Source organism: Natrinema sp. CRL1, from assembly GCF_059162405.1.
This window is the reverse complement of sequence record NZ_JBLVOY010000001.1, coordinates 866,244-882,189: the sequence shown is the minus strand read 5'-3', so window position 1 is coordinate 882,189 and position 15,946 is coordinate 866,244. Positions and strand designations below refer to the sequence as shown.

Genomic DNA, 15,946 nt, shown 5'->3' with positions numbered 1-15,946 from the left:
GACAGGCGCGGTTGCGAGCGACTCGAACACTGAGTCGAAGCGTACGTTCTTCCCCTCGGGGTTCGAGGGATACCTATGGCCTCGAGATCGACGACGCGCGAATCGGTGCGCTCGCTCTCACCGGTCGTCGGGCTCGGTCTCACCGTGGCGATCACGCTGGCCGCGGCGATCGCTATCGCCGTCCTTGCAATAATTGTCGTCGGGTGAGAAGGTGGACGATGATCCGGTCCGAGAGAACCGGTCGGACCGATAGCAACTCTTCTACTCGTACAGCGGGTTCTCGTCGCACAGCGTCGCGACTTCCTCGCGGACCTCCTCGATGACGGCCTCGTCCTCGGGGGCGTCGATAACGCGAGCGATCAGGTCACCGACTTTGCGACAGTCGTCCTCGTCGAAGCCGCGCGTGGTCAGCGCCGGCGTCCCGGCGCGAATGCCGCTCGGGTTAAAGGGCGAGCGCGTCTCGCCGGGCACCGTGTTCCCGTTGAGGACGATGCCGGCCTCCTCGAGTGCTTCCTCGGCGTCGCCGCCGGTAGTGTCGGGGTGACTGTCGCGGAGGTCGACGAGCACGAGGTGGTTGTCCGTGCCCTCCGAGACCAGCGAGAACCCGTGCTCGGAGAGGCTCTCTCCGAGTGCCTTCGCGTTCGCGACGGTCTGTTCGGCGTAGTCCTCGAACGCGGGCTCGAGGGCTTCCTTGAAGCCGACGGCCTTGCCGGCGACGTTGTGCATGAGCGGGCCGCCCTGTCCGCCGGGGAAGACGGATGCGTCGATGTCGTCGGCGTACTCCTCGCTCGTCATGACGATGCCGCCCCGACCCGAGCGGATGGTCTTGTGGGTCGAGCCGGTGACGAAGTCGGCGATGCCGACCGGCGAGGGGTGGACGCCGGCGGCGACGAGGCCGGTGATGTGGGCGATATCGGCGAGGTGGAGCGCGTCGACGTCGTCGGCGGCGTCCTGAATGCGCTCCCACTCGATCTCGCGCGGGTACGCGGAGTACCCCGAGACGATGATGTCGGGGTCGAACTCGGCGGCGTGGTCGGCGAGGTCGTCGTAGTCGATGTAGCCCGTCTCGGGGTCGACCTCGTACTGCTCGACCTCGTAGAGCTGGCCCGTGAAGTTCGCCGGGTGGCCGTGGCTCAGATGGCCGCCGTGGTTGAGATCCAGCGACAGGATCTTGTCGCCGGGCTCGAGCATCGCGAAGTAGACCGACTGGTTTGCCTGCGTGCCCGAGTGCGGCTGGACATTGACGTGCTCGGCACCGAACAGCTCTTGTGCTCGCTCGATCGCGAGTTCCTCGACCTCGTCGGCGTACTGACAGCCGCCGTAGTAGCGCTCGCCGGGATACCCTTCGGCGTACTTGTTCGTCAGGGCGCTGCCCTGCGCGTCGATGACGGCCTCGCTGACGTGGTTCTCGCTGGCGATCATCTGTAACGTCTCTCGCTGGCGGTCTACCTCGCCCTCGAGGGCGTCGGCGACGGCGGGATCGACGTCCCGAACCTGATCGTGGTTCATGTTCGAAATGCGGTCAGGCGGCTGTATAAGTGTACCCTTCCCCGGCAAGTCGGGCCACTATCGTTGACCGCCGCGGCGACGGCGTCGGTCGATTGTGCCCGCGTTTGTCACTCTATCACACCCCGATACAACTAACTTGTCCGAGTGACATTCATCCAACCGAATGATCGAGTGGGCGGTAGACGGCGACACTCTCCACGTCACCGATGCGGATACCGCCGAGCTAACCGTCACCGGTGACGAACTCGTCGTCGACGGCTCCGGCGACGACATCTCGCGCCCGGTCGACGACACCGTCGTCCTGACGGCGAGCGAACTCCGGTTCCCGCACGCGGTCGTCTACGCGTTCTCCCGCGGTCTCGAGGAACAGTACGAACTCGACCCCAGCGGAGAGCCGCTGGTGTTGTCGCCCGACGAGTACGTGATCGATATCGACACGGAGATCAAGTCCTACCTCAGCTTCGCCGGGCGGGCCACGATCGAAAAGACCGACGACTACGAATCGATCGTCGTCTCCTTTCCGGAGCGAACCCGGGTCACTCTCGGGGTCCGCTGTCGCCACGAGTTCCCCGCCGGGACAATCACCGTCCCCGACTCCCCGTCGGCGATCGCCGAGGCGGTTACACACATGGCCGCCTCGCACAAAACGGACGGTCCGGACCGATCCTATCCCACGCTGCGGGGCCACCCGTCGCTGATCGAACACGGCGACGAACTCGAGATCCCCGACTGCATTCGATCCGACACCGCCGACCACGGGATCGAGTTGGTCGTCCCGCCGGACTACGAGTCGCTATTCGTGACCGCGCCGTTGGCGTACTACCTGCAGGCAACCGTTCGGACGACCGACGCGGTCCGCGGCAATCGTACGGGTTCGACGCGCGACCGGCCGCGACTCCGACTCCGTGATCGCGGTCTCGAGGAAGAACTCTCGCCGATGCCCGACCTGGAACGTGACGTCGAGCGGCTGTTCCGGAAGACGTTCTTCCTCGACTGTCTCGTCCGAAACGTCGGCCCCTACGGAACGACCCTCTCAGAGGGCAGCCTGCTCGAGGCGCTCGATCTCGACGCCGAGGCCCTCTATCACGCCTCCCCGCAAGAGCGACTCGCGACCTACCTCGGGGTTCCCTACGCGGCGATCGAGCACCGTCTCCCCGACTGGCATCTCTCGACGTACGTCGCGCCGACCTACGACAGCGTCGAAACGCTCCCGTTCCTGCTCGACCGGTTGAGCATGATCTACACGCCCCGAACCTCCGAACTCGAGGGTCAGGAACTGGTCGAACGCTCGCTCGAGGACTTCTATCGGGGCCCAGAGCCCGGCGCGGGCGAACGGAGCGAGGCCAGTCCAGCGCCCAGAGCCAGCGCCGGACAGGTCGCTTCGGTCGATATCGTCAAGCCCGACCTCCGGAGCGGTCGAACCCACGGCTGGCTCGCCGACGGCGTCCCGATCGACGTCTTCAAATCCACCGCCGACGCCTATCACAACCGCCTCGAATTCCTCGAGCGGACGAGCGATGCGACCTCGATTTGTGTCGTCCTGAACGATCCGGAGATGGCCGGCGAACACGACGACGTCGCCGAGATCTACCGCCAGCGCTCCGAGGAATTGTCGATGGACGTCACCGTCGCAGAGTCCCTCGAGACGGCCGAACTCGCCCGCGTCTTCGAGGACAACCACGACTTCGTCCACTACATCGGCCACTGCGAGACCGACGGTCTGTGCTGTCCCGACGGCACGCTCGCGACCTCGAGCCTGGACCGCTGTACCGTCGAGACCTTCTTTCTCAACGCCTGTGGCTCCTTCTACGAGGGACTGGAACTGATCGAGAAGGGCAGCGTCGCCGGTGCCGTCACGGTCAGGTCGGTGTTGAACGACCACGCGATCAAGGTCGGCTCGACGTTCGCCAAGCTACTCGTCCACGGCTTCAGCATCGAACGCGCGATGGGCCTCGCCCGCAGACGAATCATGATGGGCAAAGACTACGCCGTCGTCGGGGACGGTACGCACTCGCTCGCCCAGGGCAAACACCGGCTTCCGACAACCGCGACGCTCGAGGAACTCGAGACGGATGGCGACCGGCGGTACTCGCTGACCCTCGACTGTTACTCGACGCGGGCGATCGGCTCGTACTACTTTCCCCACACCGAGACCAACGAGTACGCCTACCTCTGTGGCAACGAATCGAGCTTTACGCTGACGGAGTCGGAACTCGCGACCATGCTCGGAGAGACGGAAGCGTCGGTGATCTACGACGGCGACATCTACTGGTCGGCGGATCTGAGCCGTCGATTCGATCGCTAGCCGCAGTTACGGACCGCCGTACGTACTGACGCGCTTTGCCCGCATCACGAACCGTCGCGACGATCGATCGGTTTCGGTTTTCGCTCGGATTCCTGCGCCATTGACCGATTCCTGACCGGCCTGCCACAGCCGCCCGTGTCGAACATCCATACAGGACGATACTACCGAACTGCTTGCATATAGTTATTTCTGATAGCTATCGCCGCCGGGCTGGCGATTCGGACCTGATCCGCGGCGACGGCGATCCGTACCGCCTGACGCATGTAAGTGTTATCGATATTTCATCGGCGAACTAACGATTTAACGGACAAAAATTACCGCTTCAGGCTCCAGAGGAGAAGTTCTGCCGTGCAAATGGCCACCAAAATTAAGTAGAGTGCTCTCGATTACTTCTGTATACACATGACCTCGAATTTACTCAACCACCAAATTGACGATATTCTCGAGTCCGTGCTCGAGGACGCAAGCGGCGACATCTACATGGTCAACCCGTCCCGCGATGCCATCGAAGAGTTCGTTTCGGTCGCGACCGGATTCGACGGCGAGCTGCCGTCGGTCCACATGCTGGCCGACGAACGGACGCTGAAAGACGTCATGGACGACTTCATCGTCGCCTCGAACGCCGCGGACCTCATCAGCGAGGGCGCACTCGCCCTGCGAACGCTCGAGGCGGCCCCCGAAAACTCGCTGGTCGTCAGCGAGGACCGCGTCGTCGCCATCGTCCACGCCGGCGACCGCGTCGGCGGGCTCATCACCGACGACGAGAGCTTCGTCGCGGACACCTACGACACCTACGCCGACCGCTGGGCGGACGCCGCCGATTTCAACCTGCGAACGCCGCCGATCACGGACGTTCGCGAAACGCTCGCCGACGAGATCAGCCCCGCCGCCGAGGAGGATTTCACCGCCATCCTCGACTCCCTCGAGACCGCTCGCGGCGATGGCGACGGCCTCGACGAGGTCACCATCTCGCTGCTCGTGGCCGCCAAGAACGAGGCCCTGCTCTACGACATCAGCAAGTGGGGCGAGGACGTGGGGATCGCCTCGAAGGCCACCTTCTCCCGAACGAAGACCAAACTCGAGGACATGGGCCTGATCGACACCGAGAAGGTCCCGATCGATGTCGGCCGCCCGCGCCTGCGTCTCAAGATCGGCGACGACCGGCTCAACGAGGCCGACAACGGCCAGCTCGCGACGGTCGCGCAGTCGATCTTAAACTAACAACCTTTTACTCTGCGGTCTGTCACGCTGGCGGCTTCGCCGCACAGCGTGACGTCCCTCGGTAAAAGGTTGATCAAAAGCACTCCTCATTCCTCTCCGCTCGTTTCACTCGCTTCGAGTCATTCGTCGGCCCGCTCGCTCACTGCGTTCGCTCGCGGTCGTGACCGGGTGAGCGCCTGCCCTCCCCCGAGTCGCGCGACTCTCACTGTCGTTCGAGCCACGCTCCCGGCCGTTTAGTTTGGCGGTCCATTCTCGAGCTACCCCATGACGCAAACCCCAAGTCGCCGCCGCGAGACGACTCGAGTATGTACGAGGCCGTCCACGCCCGTCCCGACGGAGAGAGCACGGTCGCCAGAGTCGCGAAAACGGCGGCCGACTACGGCTTCGAGGGCGTGGTCGTCCGCAATCACGCCGACGCTCGAGCGGCGTACGATCCCGACGAAATCCGCGACGAGTACGGGATCGATGTCGTCGAGGGCGTCGAGATCCGGGCCGACGACCCACAGCAGGCGAGCGGGTCGGTTGGGAACTTTCGGACCTCACAGACGATCGTCGGGATACACGGCGGGACGACAGCGCTGAACCGCTTTGCCGTCGAACAGGCGAAAGTGGACGTGCTCGCCCATCCGATGACCGGCAACGGCGATTTCAATCACGTCTTGGCGAAAGCCGCCGTCGAGAACGGCGTTCGCATCGAGTTCAACCTCAGTGGGGTCCTCCGAGAGAGCGGCGGCCGCCGCGTCCGAATTCTGCAGTCGTTGCGAAAACTCCGGGAAATCGTTGACCACTACGATGCGCCCTACGTCGTCAGTGCAGATCCGACTTCCCACCTCGAGTTGCGGGCACCTCGAGAACTCAAAGCGCTCGGCGAGGAGATCGGGTTCGATCGCGAGTTCGTCGAAGACGGGCTCGCAGAGTGGGGGCGGCTGGCCGAGCGAAACCGGCACGTTCAGTCCGAGTCGTTCATTGAGCCGGGGGTCGAACGTGGCAGGTATGAAGAAGAGTCTTGAGGAACACGCCGCCCGGTTCGACGAGAAGGCGGGCGAGTACGACGAGTCGAAGTCCGAGGAGTACCACGCCTGTGCGAACCTCGTAGTCGAACACGCCGCCCCCGAGAGCGACGACGTCGTCCTCGATCTCGCCACCGGAACCGGCGCGATCGCGCTCGCGCTGGCCCCCGACGCCGGCCGCGTCGTCGGCCGCGACATCAGCGAGGAGATGATGGCCGAAGCCGAGCGCAAGGCCGCCGACGAGCGGCTCGAGAACCTCGAGTTCGGCCAGGGAACCTTCCGCGAGCCGGACTACGACGGGAAGGTCGACGTGGTCACCTCGAACTTCGCGCTGCACCACCTCTCGGACGAGGAAAAGCGCGAGGCAATCGCGGTCATCGCCGCCCTCGAGCCCCGGAAGTTCGTGCTGGGGGACGTGATGTTCTTCGGCGAGCCGGATCCCGAGGAGCCGTTCTACTCGCCCGAGGTCGACGATCCGGCGACGGTCGGCGTACTCGCCGACGCCTTTACCGACGCGGGCTTTTCGCTGACGGCGGTCGAGCGCGTCCACGATCAGGTGGGCGTACTGGTCGCCGAGCGCAGTCCGACCGCGAACGAGACGGCCGCCGAGTAACGCATGAAACACCTCCCCAAACACCTCCGACCACGCTGGCGGTACCTCGCCGTGGAACTCGAGACCTGGCCGGACGAGCGGATTGGCAGGCGGTCGTTCCAGCGGGAGCTGTGGTACGCGGGCCAGAACTTGCTGGGCGATCCGGGCAGCGCCGACGCCGATCTCAGCGTCGTCAGGTTCCGGTTCGCCGACGGAACGGGGGACGCAGTGGTCAAAGTCCGCCGCGGAGAGACCGAATCCGCCCGCGCGGCAGTGGCCTGTATCGACGAGATAGACGGCGCTCCCGTCGGAATTCGGGTCAGCGGTATCAGTGGCACGATCCGGGCGGCTGAAGAAAACTATTTAGGACGGGACGGGCAAGATTCCGAAGAGAGAAACGTCGTGTTCGGGAACGAGGAGCGAGTCGCCGTCCTGCGGGACGACGTTGGGGACGTGCGACTCGATGAGGCGTTCGTGGGCGCGACAGACCTCGATTACCATTTAGTGTGATACTATGCAGGGACAACAACAACAGCAGGCGTACGACCGCGGCATCACGATCTTCTCGCCCGACGGCCGACTCTACCAGGTCGAGTACGCTCGCGAGGCGGTCAAGCGAGGCACGGCGAGTATCGGTGTCAGAACGAAAGACGGCGTCGTGCTGGCCGTCGACAAACGAGTCCCCTCCCCGCTGCTCGAGGACTCGAGCGTCGAGAAGATCCACAAGGCCGACGACCACGTCGGCATCGCCAGTGCGGGCCACGTCGCCGACGCCCGCCAGCTGATCGACTTCGCCCGCCGCCAGACGCAGGTCAACCAGCTGCGCTACGGCGAGCCCATCGGCGTCGAGACGCTGACCAAGGAGGTCACCGACCACATCCAACAGTACACGCAGGTCGGCGGTGCCCGACCGTTCGGCGTCGCGCTGATCGTCGGCGGCATCCAGAACGGCGAGCCGCGCCTGTTCGAGACCGACCCCTCCGGGACCCCCTACGAGTGGAAGGCCCTGGCCGTCGGCTCCGACCGCGGCGAACTCCAGACCTACTTAGAAGAGAACTACGACGACGAGGCCGACCTCGACGGCGGCATCCGACTCGCACTCGACGCACTCGCGTCGGTCAACGACGGCTCCCTGCTCCCTAACGAAGTGGGGCTGGCGACCATCGACGTCGAAACCGAGACCTTCGAGCAGTTCGATCAGGACCGGATCGCCGACCACCTCGAGGAGAACGACGTCCTCGACGACGGCGAGGACGAGCCCGAAGACGACGAGCCCGCCGAGTAATCGAGACACCGTCGGTTTCCGACCGCCGTTTTCCGACTTCTTCGCTATGTGTGGGTGTGTGACTCAACCGTCTACGAGCCGCGATCAGCGACCGGATCGCCGCTCAAATCGGGAAACACTCTTTTCATTGGCGGCGGAACCGTCAGGTATGATTTCGCTTGACGAGGCAGTGACGGCGCGACTCGAGTCACACGGGGCGCGTTTCGAAGTGTTAGTCGATCCCGACGCGGCACTCGAGATCAAACGCGACGAGTTCGATGGCGACTTAGAGGACGTCATCGCCGCCGAGGACGTCTTCGAGGACGCCTCGCGGGGCGACCGGCCCGCCGAGTCCGACCTCGAGACGGTCTTCGATACCACGGAGCCACTCGAGATCATTCCCGAGGTGATCAAGCGGGGCGAGATCCAGATCACGGCCGATCAGCGCCGCGAGATGCAAGAACAGAAGCGCAAGCAGCTGATCGACACGATCACGCGCAACGCGGTCAACCCGCAGATGGACAACGCGCCCCATCCGCCGGAACGGATCGAGAACGCTCTGGAGGAGGCCGGCTTTACCGTCGATCCGATGGAGCCGGTTCAAGAGCAGGTCGACGACGCACTCGACGCCCTGCGGCCGATCATCCCGATCCGGTTCGAGGAGATTACCGTCGCGGTCAACGTCCCGGCCGACCACGCGGGCAGCGCGCAGGCGAAGATCCGCCAGTTCGGCGACTTAGAGCGCGAGGAGTGGCAAGGCGACGGCTCGTGGATCGGCGTCCTCACGTTCCCGGCCGGGCTCCAAAACGACTTCTACGACACGGTCAACGAACACACCAGCGGCGAGGCGGAGACGGAAATCGTCAAAGACAAAGACGACCTGCGAACGCGGTAAGTCGAGTCGGTCGGCACACTCGAGACGCCGTGTCGGCTATCCGCGGTGAAACCCGATCAGGAAGCCGCTGGTAAAGCCCACGCCGATCGACAGCGTCGAGATCATCGACTGGAGCCAGTGGATGTCCGCCGCACCCTCCGCTCGCGCTTGGGTCTTCAAAATCCCGGCCGAGAGCCGGTTCCAGTCGACGATAACGATCCCCTGTGACTCGAGGTAGCGAAAGGCCATCAGTTGGACGCCAACGATGATCGCCAGCAGTTTCGCGATTTTCTTCGCAGCGAACCCGATGAGGCCGCCGACGACCGCGCCGCCCCCGAACTCGAGGCCCAGAGTCGTCGGATCGAGATCTAGCATTACTCGGTCCCATTCGAGTCGGTTCGTATGACTGTTGTGGTCGACTACACGGTCTCCGCCGGTCGCGGGAGTTGACCGACAGTAGCAGAGGTGGCCGTCGTTGATCGTCTGCCGGCGGCCACTCGGCGGCCGTCGCCCGTCGGTAACTCGCCGTTCGATCGTCGTTACTCGAGTGTGCGAACAGCGGTTCCCGGAATCGCGAGATGGCGTCGGGCGCGGGATTCAAGACGGTCCGTCGCGTACGGGTGAGCATGAATCACGTGCGTCTAACGGAGGTGTGTGGCCGGCATCATTAGCGTCTTCGGGGTCACGCGGCGGTGTCAGCACCGCCGACGCGGCCCGCGCGGCCGGCGCGTGCGACCGACGAATCGCAGACTCGACCAGCGGCGGCGCTCGCGCGAGCACGACAGACCACGCCCGGCGGCAAGACAGCTCCCTGCATGAACACGATCATCGTCAAGCGCGTCGATTCCGGTACGGCCGATACGAGCGAGATTCGCGATCTGGCCCGCGCGGCGGGATACACCGTCGTCGGCGAGGTCACACAGTCCAGACGGGCGGATCCTGCTCTCCAGATCGGCGAGGGCAAAGCCGAAGAGTTAGCCGACTTAGCCGCGGAAACTGACGCCACGACCGTCATTTTCGATAACCGGCTCGGTCCCTATCAGACCTACAACCTCGGCCAGCTCCTGCCGGACGGCGTCGAGGTCATCGACCGGTTCACGCTGATCCTCGAGATCTTCGGTCAGCGCGCCCAGACGCGCAAGGCCCAGCTCCAGGTCGAGTTGGCCGAACTCCGATACGAACTCCCGCGGGCCGAGGCGAAGACGAGCCTCGCCAAACGTGAGGAACACCCCGGCTTCATGGGTCTGGGCGAGTACGACGAGAGCCGCGAGCGGGACATCAAAGACCAGATCAGCCGGATTAACGACGAGCTCGAGCGGATCGAGCAGACCGAGCAACACCGGCGGGAACGCCGCCGGGACTCCGGGTTCGATCTGGTCGCGCTCGCCGGCTACACGAACGCCGGCAAGTCGACGCTGCTGCGCCAGCTCGCGACCGATCTCGAGGTCGAAGAAAACGAGGATCTCCATCAGGATCTGGATCCGACGGCCGAGTCACAGGACAAACTGTTCACGACGCTGGGAACGACGACCCGGCGCGCGGCGATCGACCGCCGGGACGTGCTGGTGACCGACACCGTCGGCTTTATCAGCGATCTGCCCCACTGGCTGGTCGAGTCGTTCAAGTCGACGCTCGACTCGGTCTACCGTGCGGATCTGGTCTTGCTGGTCGTCGACGTCAGCGAGCCCATCGACGAGATCCACGAGAAGCTGGTCACCTCCCACGACACCCTCTACGAGCGCAACGAGGCCCCGATCGTGACCGTGCTGAACAAGATCGATCAGGTGAGCGACGAGGAACTCGCCGAGAAGCGAGCGGCCCTTTCGTCGCTCGCGCCGAACCCCGTCCCCGTCAGCGCCGAGGAGGGACTCAACGTCGATACCCTCCTCGAGCGGATCGACCACGAACTGCCCGACTGGGAGGAAGAGCGGCTAATGCTGCCGATGACCGACGACACGATGAGCGTGGTGTCGTGGATTCACGACAACGCACACGTCGACGACGTCACCTACGGTGACGGGGACGTCATCGTCTCCTTCGAGGCCCGGCCCGCGGTGGTCTCGCAGGCACGTTCTCGTGCAAGCGATCTCCGGACGGCGGCTGCCGAATCGGCCTAACGGACCGGTCTATTGCCCGGGTTCGGCGCTTGCACACCGATCCGGCCGACGGTGCGCAGCTCGATACCGATCCGACACGTTTTGCCGTCGCTTTCGGGAAACCAGAGTCGGCCGGCCGACTGTTCGACGATCCACTTGACGAGCCAGAGGCCGAGCCCGCTGCCGTGTTCCAGCGGCGTTTCCGTCCCGTGTTGTAACGCCTGCTGGTCGCTTTCGGGGATGGGGTCTCCCGGGTTCTCGATCTCGAGGCCGACGAACTCGTCCGTTCGGTTCGTGACCGTGATCCGCACGGTCGGCTCGGCGGCGGACTGGTGGACGACGCCGTTGGTCAGCAGTTCGAGCAGCGCCTCGTCGAGGGCCGCGTCCGCGAGCACCGTCTGGGACGGCTCGTCGCCCGTGACTTCGATCTGTGCTCCGGGCGCACGCTCTCTGAGCTGGCGAACTGCGCTATCGATGACCGAACCGAGCGTCGGGGTTTCGACCTCGCTCTCGCCGACGGCCTGTTGGATGGCCCGCGCTTTTTCCGCGGTCTGGACGAGTTCTCGGGCACACTGTTCGGCGATCTCGAGTCGCTGGCGGGACTGATCGTCGATCTCGTCGCGCTCCCGAACGAGCGAGAGGGTGCCCAAAATTGTGTTGAGGTCGTTGCGAACGTTGTGCCGGAGCACGCGGTTGATGACGGCGAGGCGTTGCTCGCGGCGTTCGATCTGGCGGCGACTCCGCGTGAGATCGTACAGTTGCTCCAGCATGAGCCGGGAATCGAGGTGGACATCCGCCGAGGACTGGTACTCCGAGGGCGGCACGTAGTAAGGGTTGTCACAGATCGTATACCGGTAGATGATCTGTTTGTGCGTCCAGAGCGCCTTGGCGATCGACTGTTCGCCAAAGCGATCGAGGTCGTACTGACAGAGCGCCGTGACCGGCAGCTCCGGACAGGTGGCGTCGAACTCCGCCTCGAACTCGAGGACGTGGTCGAACGACTCGTCCGTGTGAAAACACCACGTGTTTTCGCCGGCGACGCTGAAGCCCTCGTAACCATCCTCGATGCTCGCGGTACACGCCGCCTCGAGCGTGTCGATCATCCCGTCGGGGTCGAAGCCGTCCGCGAGGTAGGCTTCCGTGGCGTCCCGAATTTCCAGATCACCAGCCTCGAGGCGGCTTTCGACGTCGATATCCGTCGTTTCGAGGGCGGCCCTGATCTGAGTCGGGGTGTTCGTGTCCGTTAGGTAGAGACAGCGCCGGCCGTCGCGGAGCGCGTCGGCGACGAACGCCGCCGCGATCTCGAGTTGGGCCGTCGGCGAGTCGTAGAACAGCGCGAGATGCCGGTCGAGATCCGTCCGTGCGAGGTCGGACCGGATACCGGCGTCGCTGCCCGCGACATCGTCTCGGCGGCCAAGTCCGGGATCGACCGAACGCGCTTCGTCCCGCATTCTATCACCATTTATAGTCACCTCGGGTGAAAGAACCTTCGGCTATCGTCGCCACTGAAACGAGTTACAGGCTGATCGCAAGCCTCCGGCGATCAGGGGTACAGTGACTGTCAGAGAGGGTGTCATAGAACGGTTGGCATAGCCCTATTCCAACTCTCTAGAATCGGTCAATACAGTCTGCTCATATAGCGATCCCGTAATGAAGACCCCGTCTTTTTTGCAGTTATCTGTGGGACTCAATCTCATGGTGGCGACCAATCAAATCCTGTCCGTTTTCATCATCTTTGGCCTCGCACTACTAGTGGTTCGAATCGGAGCGATTGCACTTCGAATGACTGGTCTCTCATCGGACGTGGCCACATTTCAGGCAGCATCAGCATTTTCGGGAGCGGGGTACACAACCGAAGAAGCAGAGTTTACAGTCTCGGAGTCGAGCAGACGAACGATTGTCATCTGGCTCATCCGAATCGGAAGCATCGGGGTTGTGAGTGTGCTTGCGTCGGTCCTTCTATCGTTCATCAACGCCGAGGGCGAGGACTTTCTTACCCTCATCTACGTTATTGGTGGCGTTGTCGGGATTATTCTTCTCGCTCGAAGCCGACTATTGAATCGAGCAGTGACGCCAATTATCGAATGGGCACTTGACCAGACGACGGATCTTGCCATCCAAGATTACACGAAGGTACTCGGTCTGCAGAGTGAATATCGCGTCGCCGAAGTTGAGATCAACGAAGACGAATGGTTGGCAAATGATACAGCCAAAGGCTTGAATCTCTCTGACGAAGGAGTAATCCTGCTCGGGATTGAGCGAAATGGTGACTATATTGGTGCCCCCGGTCCTGATACAGAGATTCAACCGGGAGATACCGTTGTCCTCTATGGAAAAGAAGATCGATTACAGGAACTCTCAGACCGAGACGAAGGGGACGTTGAGGCACACGAGGAGGCGCGTGACGAACACGAAAACCTCCTCTCTGAACAAGAACAAATCATCGATCAGTAAGCAGATCTCCTTACCAGTGTGTTCAGTCAGTTGTCCAGTGGAAACAACCACCATGTAAATAGTTCTATGACACCCGCTTTCAGTGGCGACGATACCGATCGCAACGACAGACTGCCGACGCGGCGCGTTGCGTTTTGGCACCCGTCTGCGCAAGCGGCGGACGGCCCCGTCCGCGGCGACGACCCGCAGTTATAAATTACTGACTCGAGTCCGGTAGGATATGGAACGTGTTGCAATCATTGGTGCCTCGATGACCCAGTTCGGGCAACGCGAGGGGGAGTGGATTCAGGACCTCCTCGCGGAGGCCGGGATCGAGTGTCTCGAGGACGCGGGCGTCGCGGCCGACGATGTCGAGCACCTGTACGTCTCGAATATGGCGAGCGGCGAGTTCGAGGGACAGACGGGTGTTCCGAACGCCTTGGCACACGACCTCGACGCGATGCCGGCGTACACCCAGCGAGTCGACCAGACGAGTTCCAGCGGCGGTGCGGGCATCTACGCCGCGTGGCAGTCGGTCGCCAGCGGGGCCAGCGATATGACCCTGCTGGTCGGCGGCGAGAAGATGACCCACAAGACGACGGGGGAGGCCACCGACGTCATCGCGTCGCTGACCCACCCCGCGGAGTACAAACACGGCGTCACGCTGCCGTCGTTTGCGGGACTGACGGCACGGCACTACTTGGAGCGATTCGACGCACCTCGAGAGAGCCTCGGGAAGGTCGCGGTTAAGAACCACAAAAACGGCGTCGACAACCCCCACGCCCAGTTCCAGAAGGAAGTCGATCTCGAGACGATCCTCGAGTCGCCGATCGTGGCCGATCCGCTGCGACTGTACGACTTCTGTCCGATCACGGACGGCTCGGCGGCGCTCATGCTCTGTCCCGAGTCGGTGGCCGAGGAGTACGCGGACGAGTACGTCGTCATCTCTGGCATCGACGGGGCGACGGACACCCACGTCGTCCACGAACGCGAGGACCCGACCGTGATGGGCGGCGTCGTCGAGAGCGGTCGCGGGGCCTACGAAATGAGCAATACGAAGCCCGAAGACATCGATGTGGCGGAACTCCACGACATGTTCACCATCCTCGAGTTCCTGCAGATGGAGGGACTCGGCTTCGCCGAGCAGGGTGAGGCGTGGCAACTCGTCGAGGAGGGCTACACCGAGCGAGACACCGGCGAGTTGCCGATCAACACGTCGGGCGGGCTCAAGTCGAAGGGCCATCCGCTCGGAGCCAGCGGCGTGGCACAGGGCGTCGAGATCTACGAACAGCTCGTCGGCGAGGCCGGTCCCCGACAGGTCGACGCGGACGTGGGGCTGTGCTGTAACGTCGGCGGCTTCGGCAACTGCGTGATTACGACGATCATGGAGGCAGCACAATGACGATGGACGCGACCCGCTACGACGACGGATCGATCACCTACCCTGGCCACCCGCGCGGGCCCGGCGGCGCGGAGCCGGTCGAGACGATCGACCTCAGCGAGTACACCGCCGAAGTCGTCACCTGGACGACCAGCACCGCGACGCCGCCGGGCGTCCGCGAACCCAACCACCTCGCGATCGTCGAGTTCGACGTAGAGGGAGAACCGGTCCGCGCGATCGGCCAGCTGACGACCGGCGATGTCGAGACCGGCGACGAGGTTCGGCCGGTCTACGCCGAGGAACTCCGCGAACCCAGCGCTGGCATCAGAGAGCCCGACAGTCAGGAGTGGGACGGCTACCGGTTCGAGCCAGTCTGACGGGAAAACACGCGGTCGCAGTTTCACACCGCATCGATTTCGCGTCGCCTCAGTTCGTCAGTTTTCGTCGTCGCCGTCGTCGGACCCGGTAGCACCAGCGTCGGTGTCGTCTGCAGCCGTACCGTCGCCATCATCGTCTGAGCCTGCGTCATCGCTTCCAGTCTCGCTCGAGTCGTCGCCATCACCCTCGTCGGCGTACTGATCCCGCAGCGTCTCGAGTTCGGCGTCGACGTCGACGGCGGAGTCGCGGCCGTCGTCGGCGTCGCCCGCTGCTGTCTCGTCGTCGGTCAGCGGCCCGTCGTCGATATCGATCGTGACCCCGCCTTCGGGTTCCGGTCGATCGGGTCCGGCGTCGCCCGGCTGTGACTCTCGGTCGGCAGCGTCCCGGAGGCGACTGTCCACGTCGTCGCGGAGGTCACGCGCCTCCTCGAGAAGGTCTCGAGCCGTCTCGTCGGCGGGCAGCCCGCCGTCGGACGCGGCGCGCTGGAGTTCCGCCAGTACGGTATCGAGCTGAGAGAGCGTCGTCCGCCGGAGTTCGCTCGCGCGCTCGCTCGTCGCCTCGACGGCCTCTCCAGTTCGGTCGCGGGCCTCGCGTTCGGTTCGGACGACGCGGAGGCCGCGCTGGAACGCCTCGAGCGCGCGGACGCTCGTCTCGAGGACGGCGAGTGCGGCGGGCAGCGCTACCTCGTCGGTGAATCGGAAGAGTTCCCGCGGGGTCGGCGGGCGAAGCGGCGGCCGCCGTCGGCTGTGCGGTCCGTCGAGTTCCTCGCGGAGGTCGTCGATCGTTCGCGCGAGTTCGCGAACGGCGTCGACGAGTTCGTCGTCGTGGTCGTCCATGCGCGTGCTACGACCGCCGGTATCAAAAGTCGGACGATTGAACGGAT

The 15,946-nt window shown here is 63.9% G+C and carries 16 protein-coding genes; 12 read left to right on the top strand and 4 right to left on the bottom strand.

Annotated features, from left to right (window positions below):
* Positions 1-75 precede the first annotated feature (75 nt).
* A complete protein-coding gene (locus tag ACJYUO_RS04610) occupies positions 76-207 on the top strand; it encodes a hypothetical protein (protein ID WP_494344219.1) in 132 nt (43 codons plus the stop codon).
* A gap of 54 nt (positions 208-261) precedes the next feature.
* Here the strand turns inward: ACJYUO_RS04610 and glyA are convergent, their stop codons facing one another.
* The gene (gene glyA / locus ACJYUO_RS04605) at positions 262-1,509 is read right to left on the bottom strand and encodes a serine hydroxymethyltransferase (protein WP_494344218.1); all 1,248 of its coding nucleotides are present in this window, start codon (positions 1,507-1,509) and stop codon (positions 262-264) included.
* A 163-nt stretch (positions 1,510-1,672) separates the two neighbouring features.
* Here glyA and ACJYUO_RS04600 point away from each other — a divergent pair, with 163 nt between their 5' ends.
* The 7 genes from ACJYUO_RS04600 to ACJYUO_RS04570 all read left to right on the top strand — a co-directional run bounded on the left by ACJYUO_RS04600 (position 1,673) and on the right by ACJYUO_RS04570 (position 8,796).
* Complete coding sequence (locus ACJYUO_RS04600; protein WP_494344217.1) at positions 1,673-3,814, top strand: hypothetical protein; 2,142 nt, start codon at positions 1,673-1,675, stop codon at positions 3,812-3,814.
* 402 nt (positions 3,815-4,216) lie between these two features.
* On the top strand, positions 4,217-5,035 hold the full coding sequence (gene tbsP, locus ACJYUO_RS04595; protein WP_494344216.1) for a transcriptional regulator TbsP: 819 nt from the start codon (positions 4,217-4,219) through the stop codon (positions 5,033-5,035).
* 305 nt (positions 5,036-5,340) lie between these two features.
* Positions 5,341-6,045, top strand: a complete 705-nt coding sequence (locus ACJYUO_RS04590) for an RNase P subunit p30 family protein (RefSeq protein ID WP_494344215.1) — start codon at positions 5,341-5,343, stop codon at positions 6,043-6,045.
* Complete coding sequence (locus ACJYUO_RS04585) at positions 6,029-6,658, top strand: class I SAM-dependent methyltransferase (RefSeq protein ID WP_494344214.1); 630 nt, start codon at positions 6,029-6,031, stop codon at positions 6,656-6,658. Before ACJYUO_RS04590 ends, ACJYUO_RS04585 begins: the two co-directional genes overlap by 17 nt.
* A gap of 3 nt (positions 6,659-6,661) precedes the next feature.
* Entirely contained in the window at positions 6,662-7,147 is a 486-nt protein-coding gene (locus ACJYUO_RS04580; protein ID WP_494344213.1) for an Rpp14/Pop5 family protein, read from the top strand.
* A 4-nt stretch (positions 7,148-7,151) separates the two neighbouring features.
* Complete coding sequence (psmA, locus tag ACJYUO_RS04575) at positions 7,152-7,922, top strand: archaeal proteasome endopeptidase complex subunit alpha (RefSeq protein ID WP_494344212.1); 771 nt, start codon at positions 7,152-7,154, stop codon at positions 7,920-7,922.
* Positions 7,923-8,070: 148 nt separating this feature from the next.
* On the top strand, positions 8,071-8,796 hold the full coding sequence (locus ACJYUO_RS04570; RefSeq protein WP_494344211.1) for a ribosome assembly factor SBDS: 726 nt from the start codon (positions 8,071-8,073) through the stop codon (positions 8,794-8,796).
* A 36-nt stretch (positions 8,797-8,832) separates the two neighbouring features.
* On the opposite strand, the gene ACJYUO_RS04565 is transcribed toward ACJYUO_RS04570, so the two are convergent.
* Positions 8,833-9,150 carry an FUN14 domain-containing protein gene (locus tag ACJYUO_RS04565; protein ID WP_494344210.1) on the bottom strand — a complete coding sequence of 106 codons (318 nt, stop codon included), beginning with the start codon at positions 9,148-9,150 and terminating at the stop codon, positions 8,833-8,835.
* Between the two features lie 440 nt (positions 9,151-9,590).
* Here ACJYUO_RS04565 and hflX point away from each other — a divergent pair, with 440 nt between their 5' ends.
* Positions 9,591-10,892, top strand: a complete 1,302-nt coding sequence (gene hflX, locus ACJYUO_RS04560; RefSeq protein WP_494344432.1) for a GTPase HflX — start codon at positions 9,591-9,593, stop codon at positions 10,890-10,892.
* Here hflX and ACJYUO_RS04555 read toward each other — a convergent pair.
* The gene (locus ACJYUO_RS04555) at positions 10,889-12,322 is read right to left on the bottom strand and encodes an MEDS domain-containing protein (RefSeq protein ID WP_494344209.1); all 1,434 of its coding nucleotides are present in this window, start codon (positions 12,320-12,322) and stop codon (positions 10,889-10,891) included. The two genes, hflX and ACJYUO_RS04555, sit on opposite strands and share 4 nt — an antisense overlap.
* Before the next feature lie 244 nt (positions 12,323-12,566).
* Here ACJYUO_RS04555 and ACJYUO_RS04550 point away from each other — a divergent pair, with 244 nt between their 5' ends.
* The 3 genes from ACJYUO_RS04550 to ACJYUO_RS04540 all read left to right on the top strand — a co-directional run bounded on the left by ACJYUO_RS04550 (position 12,567) and on the right by ACJYUO_RS04540 (position 15,062).
* Positions 12,567-13,325 (top strand): TrkA C-terminal domain-containing protein, encoded by a 759-nt coding sequence (locus tag ACJYUO_RS04550; protein WP_494344208.1) that lies wholly within the window; start codon positions 12,567-12,569, stop codon positions 13,323-13,325.
* A gap of 220 nt (positions 13,326-13,545) precedes the next feature.
* Positions 13,546-14,706, top strand: a complete 1,161-nt coding sequence (locus ACJYUO_RS04545) for a thiolase family protein (protein ID WP_494344207.1) — start codon at positions 13,546-13,548, stop codon at positions 14,704-14,706.
* A complete protein-coding gene (locus tag ACJYUO_RS04540) occupies positions 14,703-15,062 on the top strand; it encodes an OB-fold domain-containing protein (protein ID WP_494344206.1) in 360 nt (119 codons plus the stop codon). The genes ACJYUO_RS04545 and ACJYUO_RS04540 overlap by 4 nt, the downstream gene beginning before the upstream one ends.
* 57 nt (positions 15,063-15,119) lie before the next feature.
* Here the strand turns inward: ACJYUO_RS04540 and ACJYUO_RS04535 are convergent, their stop codons facing one another.
* Complete coding sequence (locus tag ACJYUO_RS04535; protein ID WP_494344205.1) at positions 15,120-15,899, bottom strand: DUF7547 family protein; 780 nt, start codon at positions 15,897-15,899, stop codon at positions 15,120-15,122.
* Positions 15,900-15,946: the final 47 nt, after the last annotated feature.

What these genes read in the sequence shown, in the direction of transcription:
- ACJYUO_RS04585 (WP_494344214.1), top strand. Translation starts at nt 6,029, where the DNA reads ATGAAGAAGAGTCTTGAGGAACACGCCGCCCGGTTCGACGAGAAGGCG.
- psmA (WP_494344212.1), top strand. Translation starts at nt 7,152, where the DNA reads ATGCAGGGACAACAACAACAGCAGGCGTACGACCGCGGCATCACGATC.
- ACJYUO_RS04610 (WP_494344219.1), top strand. Translation starts at nt 76, where the DNA reads ATGGCCTCGAGATCGACGACGCGCGAATCGGTGCGCTCGCTCTCACCG.
- ACJYUO_RS04550 (WP_494344208.1), top strand. Translation starts at nt 12,567, where the DNA reads ATGGTGGCGACCAATCAAATCCTGTCCGTTTTCATCATCTTTGGCCTC.
- hflX (WP_494344432.1), top strand. Translation starts at nt 9,591, where the DNA reads ATGAACACGATCATCGTCAAGCGCGTCGATTCCGGTACGGCCGATACG.
- ACJYUO_RS04555 (WP_494344209.1), bottom strand. Translation starts at nt 12,322, where the DNA reads ATGCGGGACGAAGCGCGTTCGGTCGATCCCGGACTTGGCCGCCGAGAC.
- ACJYUO_RS04580 (WP_494344213.1), top strand. Translation starts at nt 6,662, where the DNA reads ATGAAACACCTCCCCAAACACCTCCGACCACGCTGGCGGTACCTCGCC.
- ACJYUO_RS04540 (WP_494344206.1), top strand. Translation starts at nt 14,703, where the DNA reads ATGACGATGGACGCGACCCGCTACGACGACGGATCGATCACCTACCCT.
- ACJYUO_RS04535 (WP_494344205.1), bottom strand. Translation starts at nt 15,899, where the DNA reads ATGGACGACCACGACGACGAACTCGTCGACGCCGTTCGCGAACTCGCG.
- ACJYUO_RS04545 (WP_494344207.1), top strand. Translation starts at nt 13,546, where the DNA reads ATGGAACGTGTTGCAATCATTGGTGCCTCGATGACCCAGTTCGGGCAA.
- ACJYUO_RS04570 (WP_494344211.1), top strand. Translation starts at nt 8,071, where the DNA reads ATGATTTCGCTTGACGAGGCAGTGACGGCGCGACTCGAGTCACACGGG.
- ACJYUO_RS04565 (WP_494344210.1), bottom strand. Translation starts at nt 9,150, where the DNA reads ATGCTAGATCTCGATCCGACGACTCTGGGCCTCGAGTTCGGGGGCGGC.
- ACJYUO_RS04590 (WP_494344215.1), top strand. Translation starts at nt 5,341, where the DNA reads ATGTACGAGGCCGTCCACGCCCGTCCCGACGGAGAGAGCACGGTCGCC.
- ACJYUO_RS04600 (WP_494344217.1), top strand. Translation starts at nt 1,673, where the DNA reads ATGATCGAGTGGGCGGTAGACGGCGACACTCTCCACGTCACCGATGCG.
- tbsP (WP_494344216.1), top strand. Translation starts at nt 4,217, where the DNA reads ATGACCTCGAATTTACTCAACCACCAAATTGACGATATTCTCGAGTCC.
- glyA (WP_494344218.1), bottom strand. Translation starts at nt 1,509, where the DNA reads ATGAACCACGATCAGGTTCGGGACGTCGATCCCGCCGTCGCCGACGCC.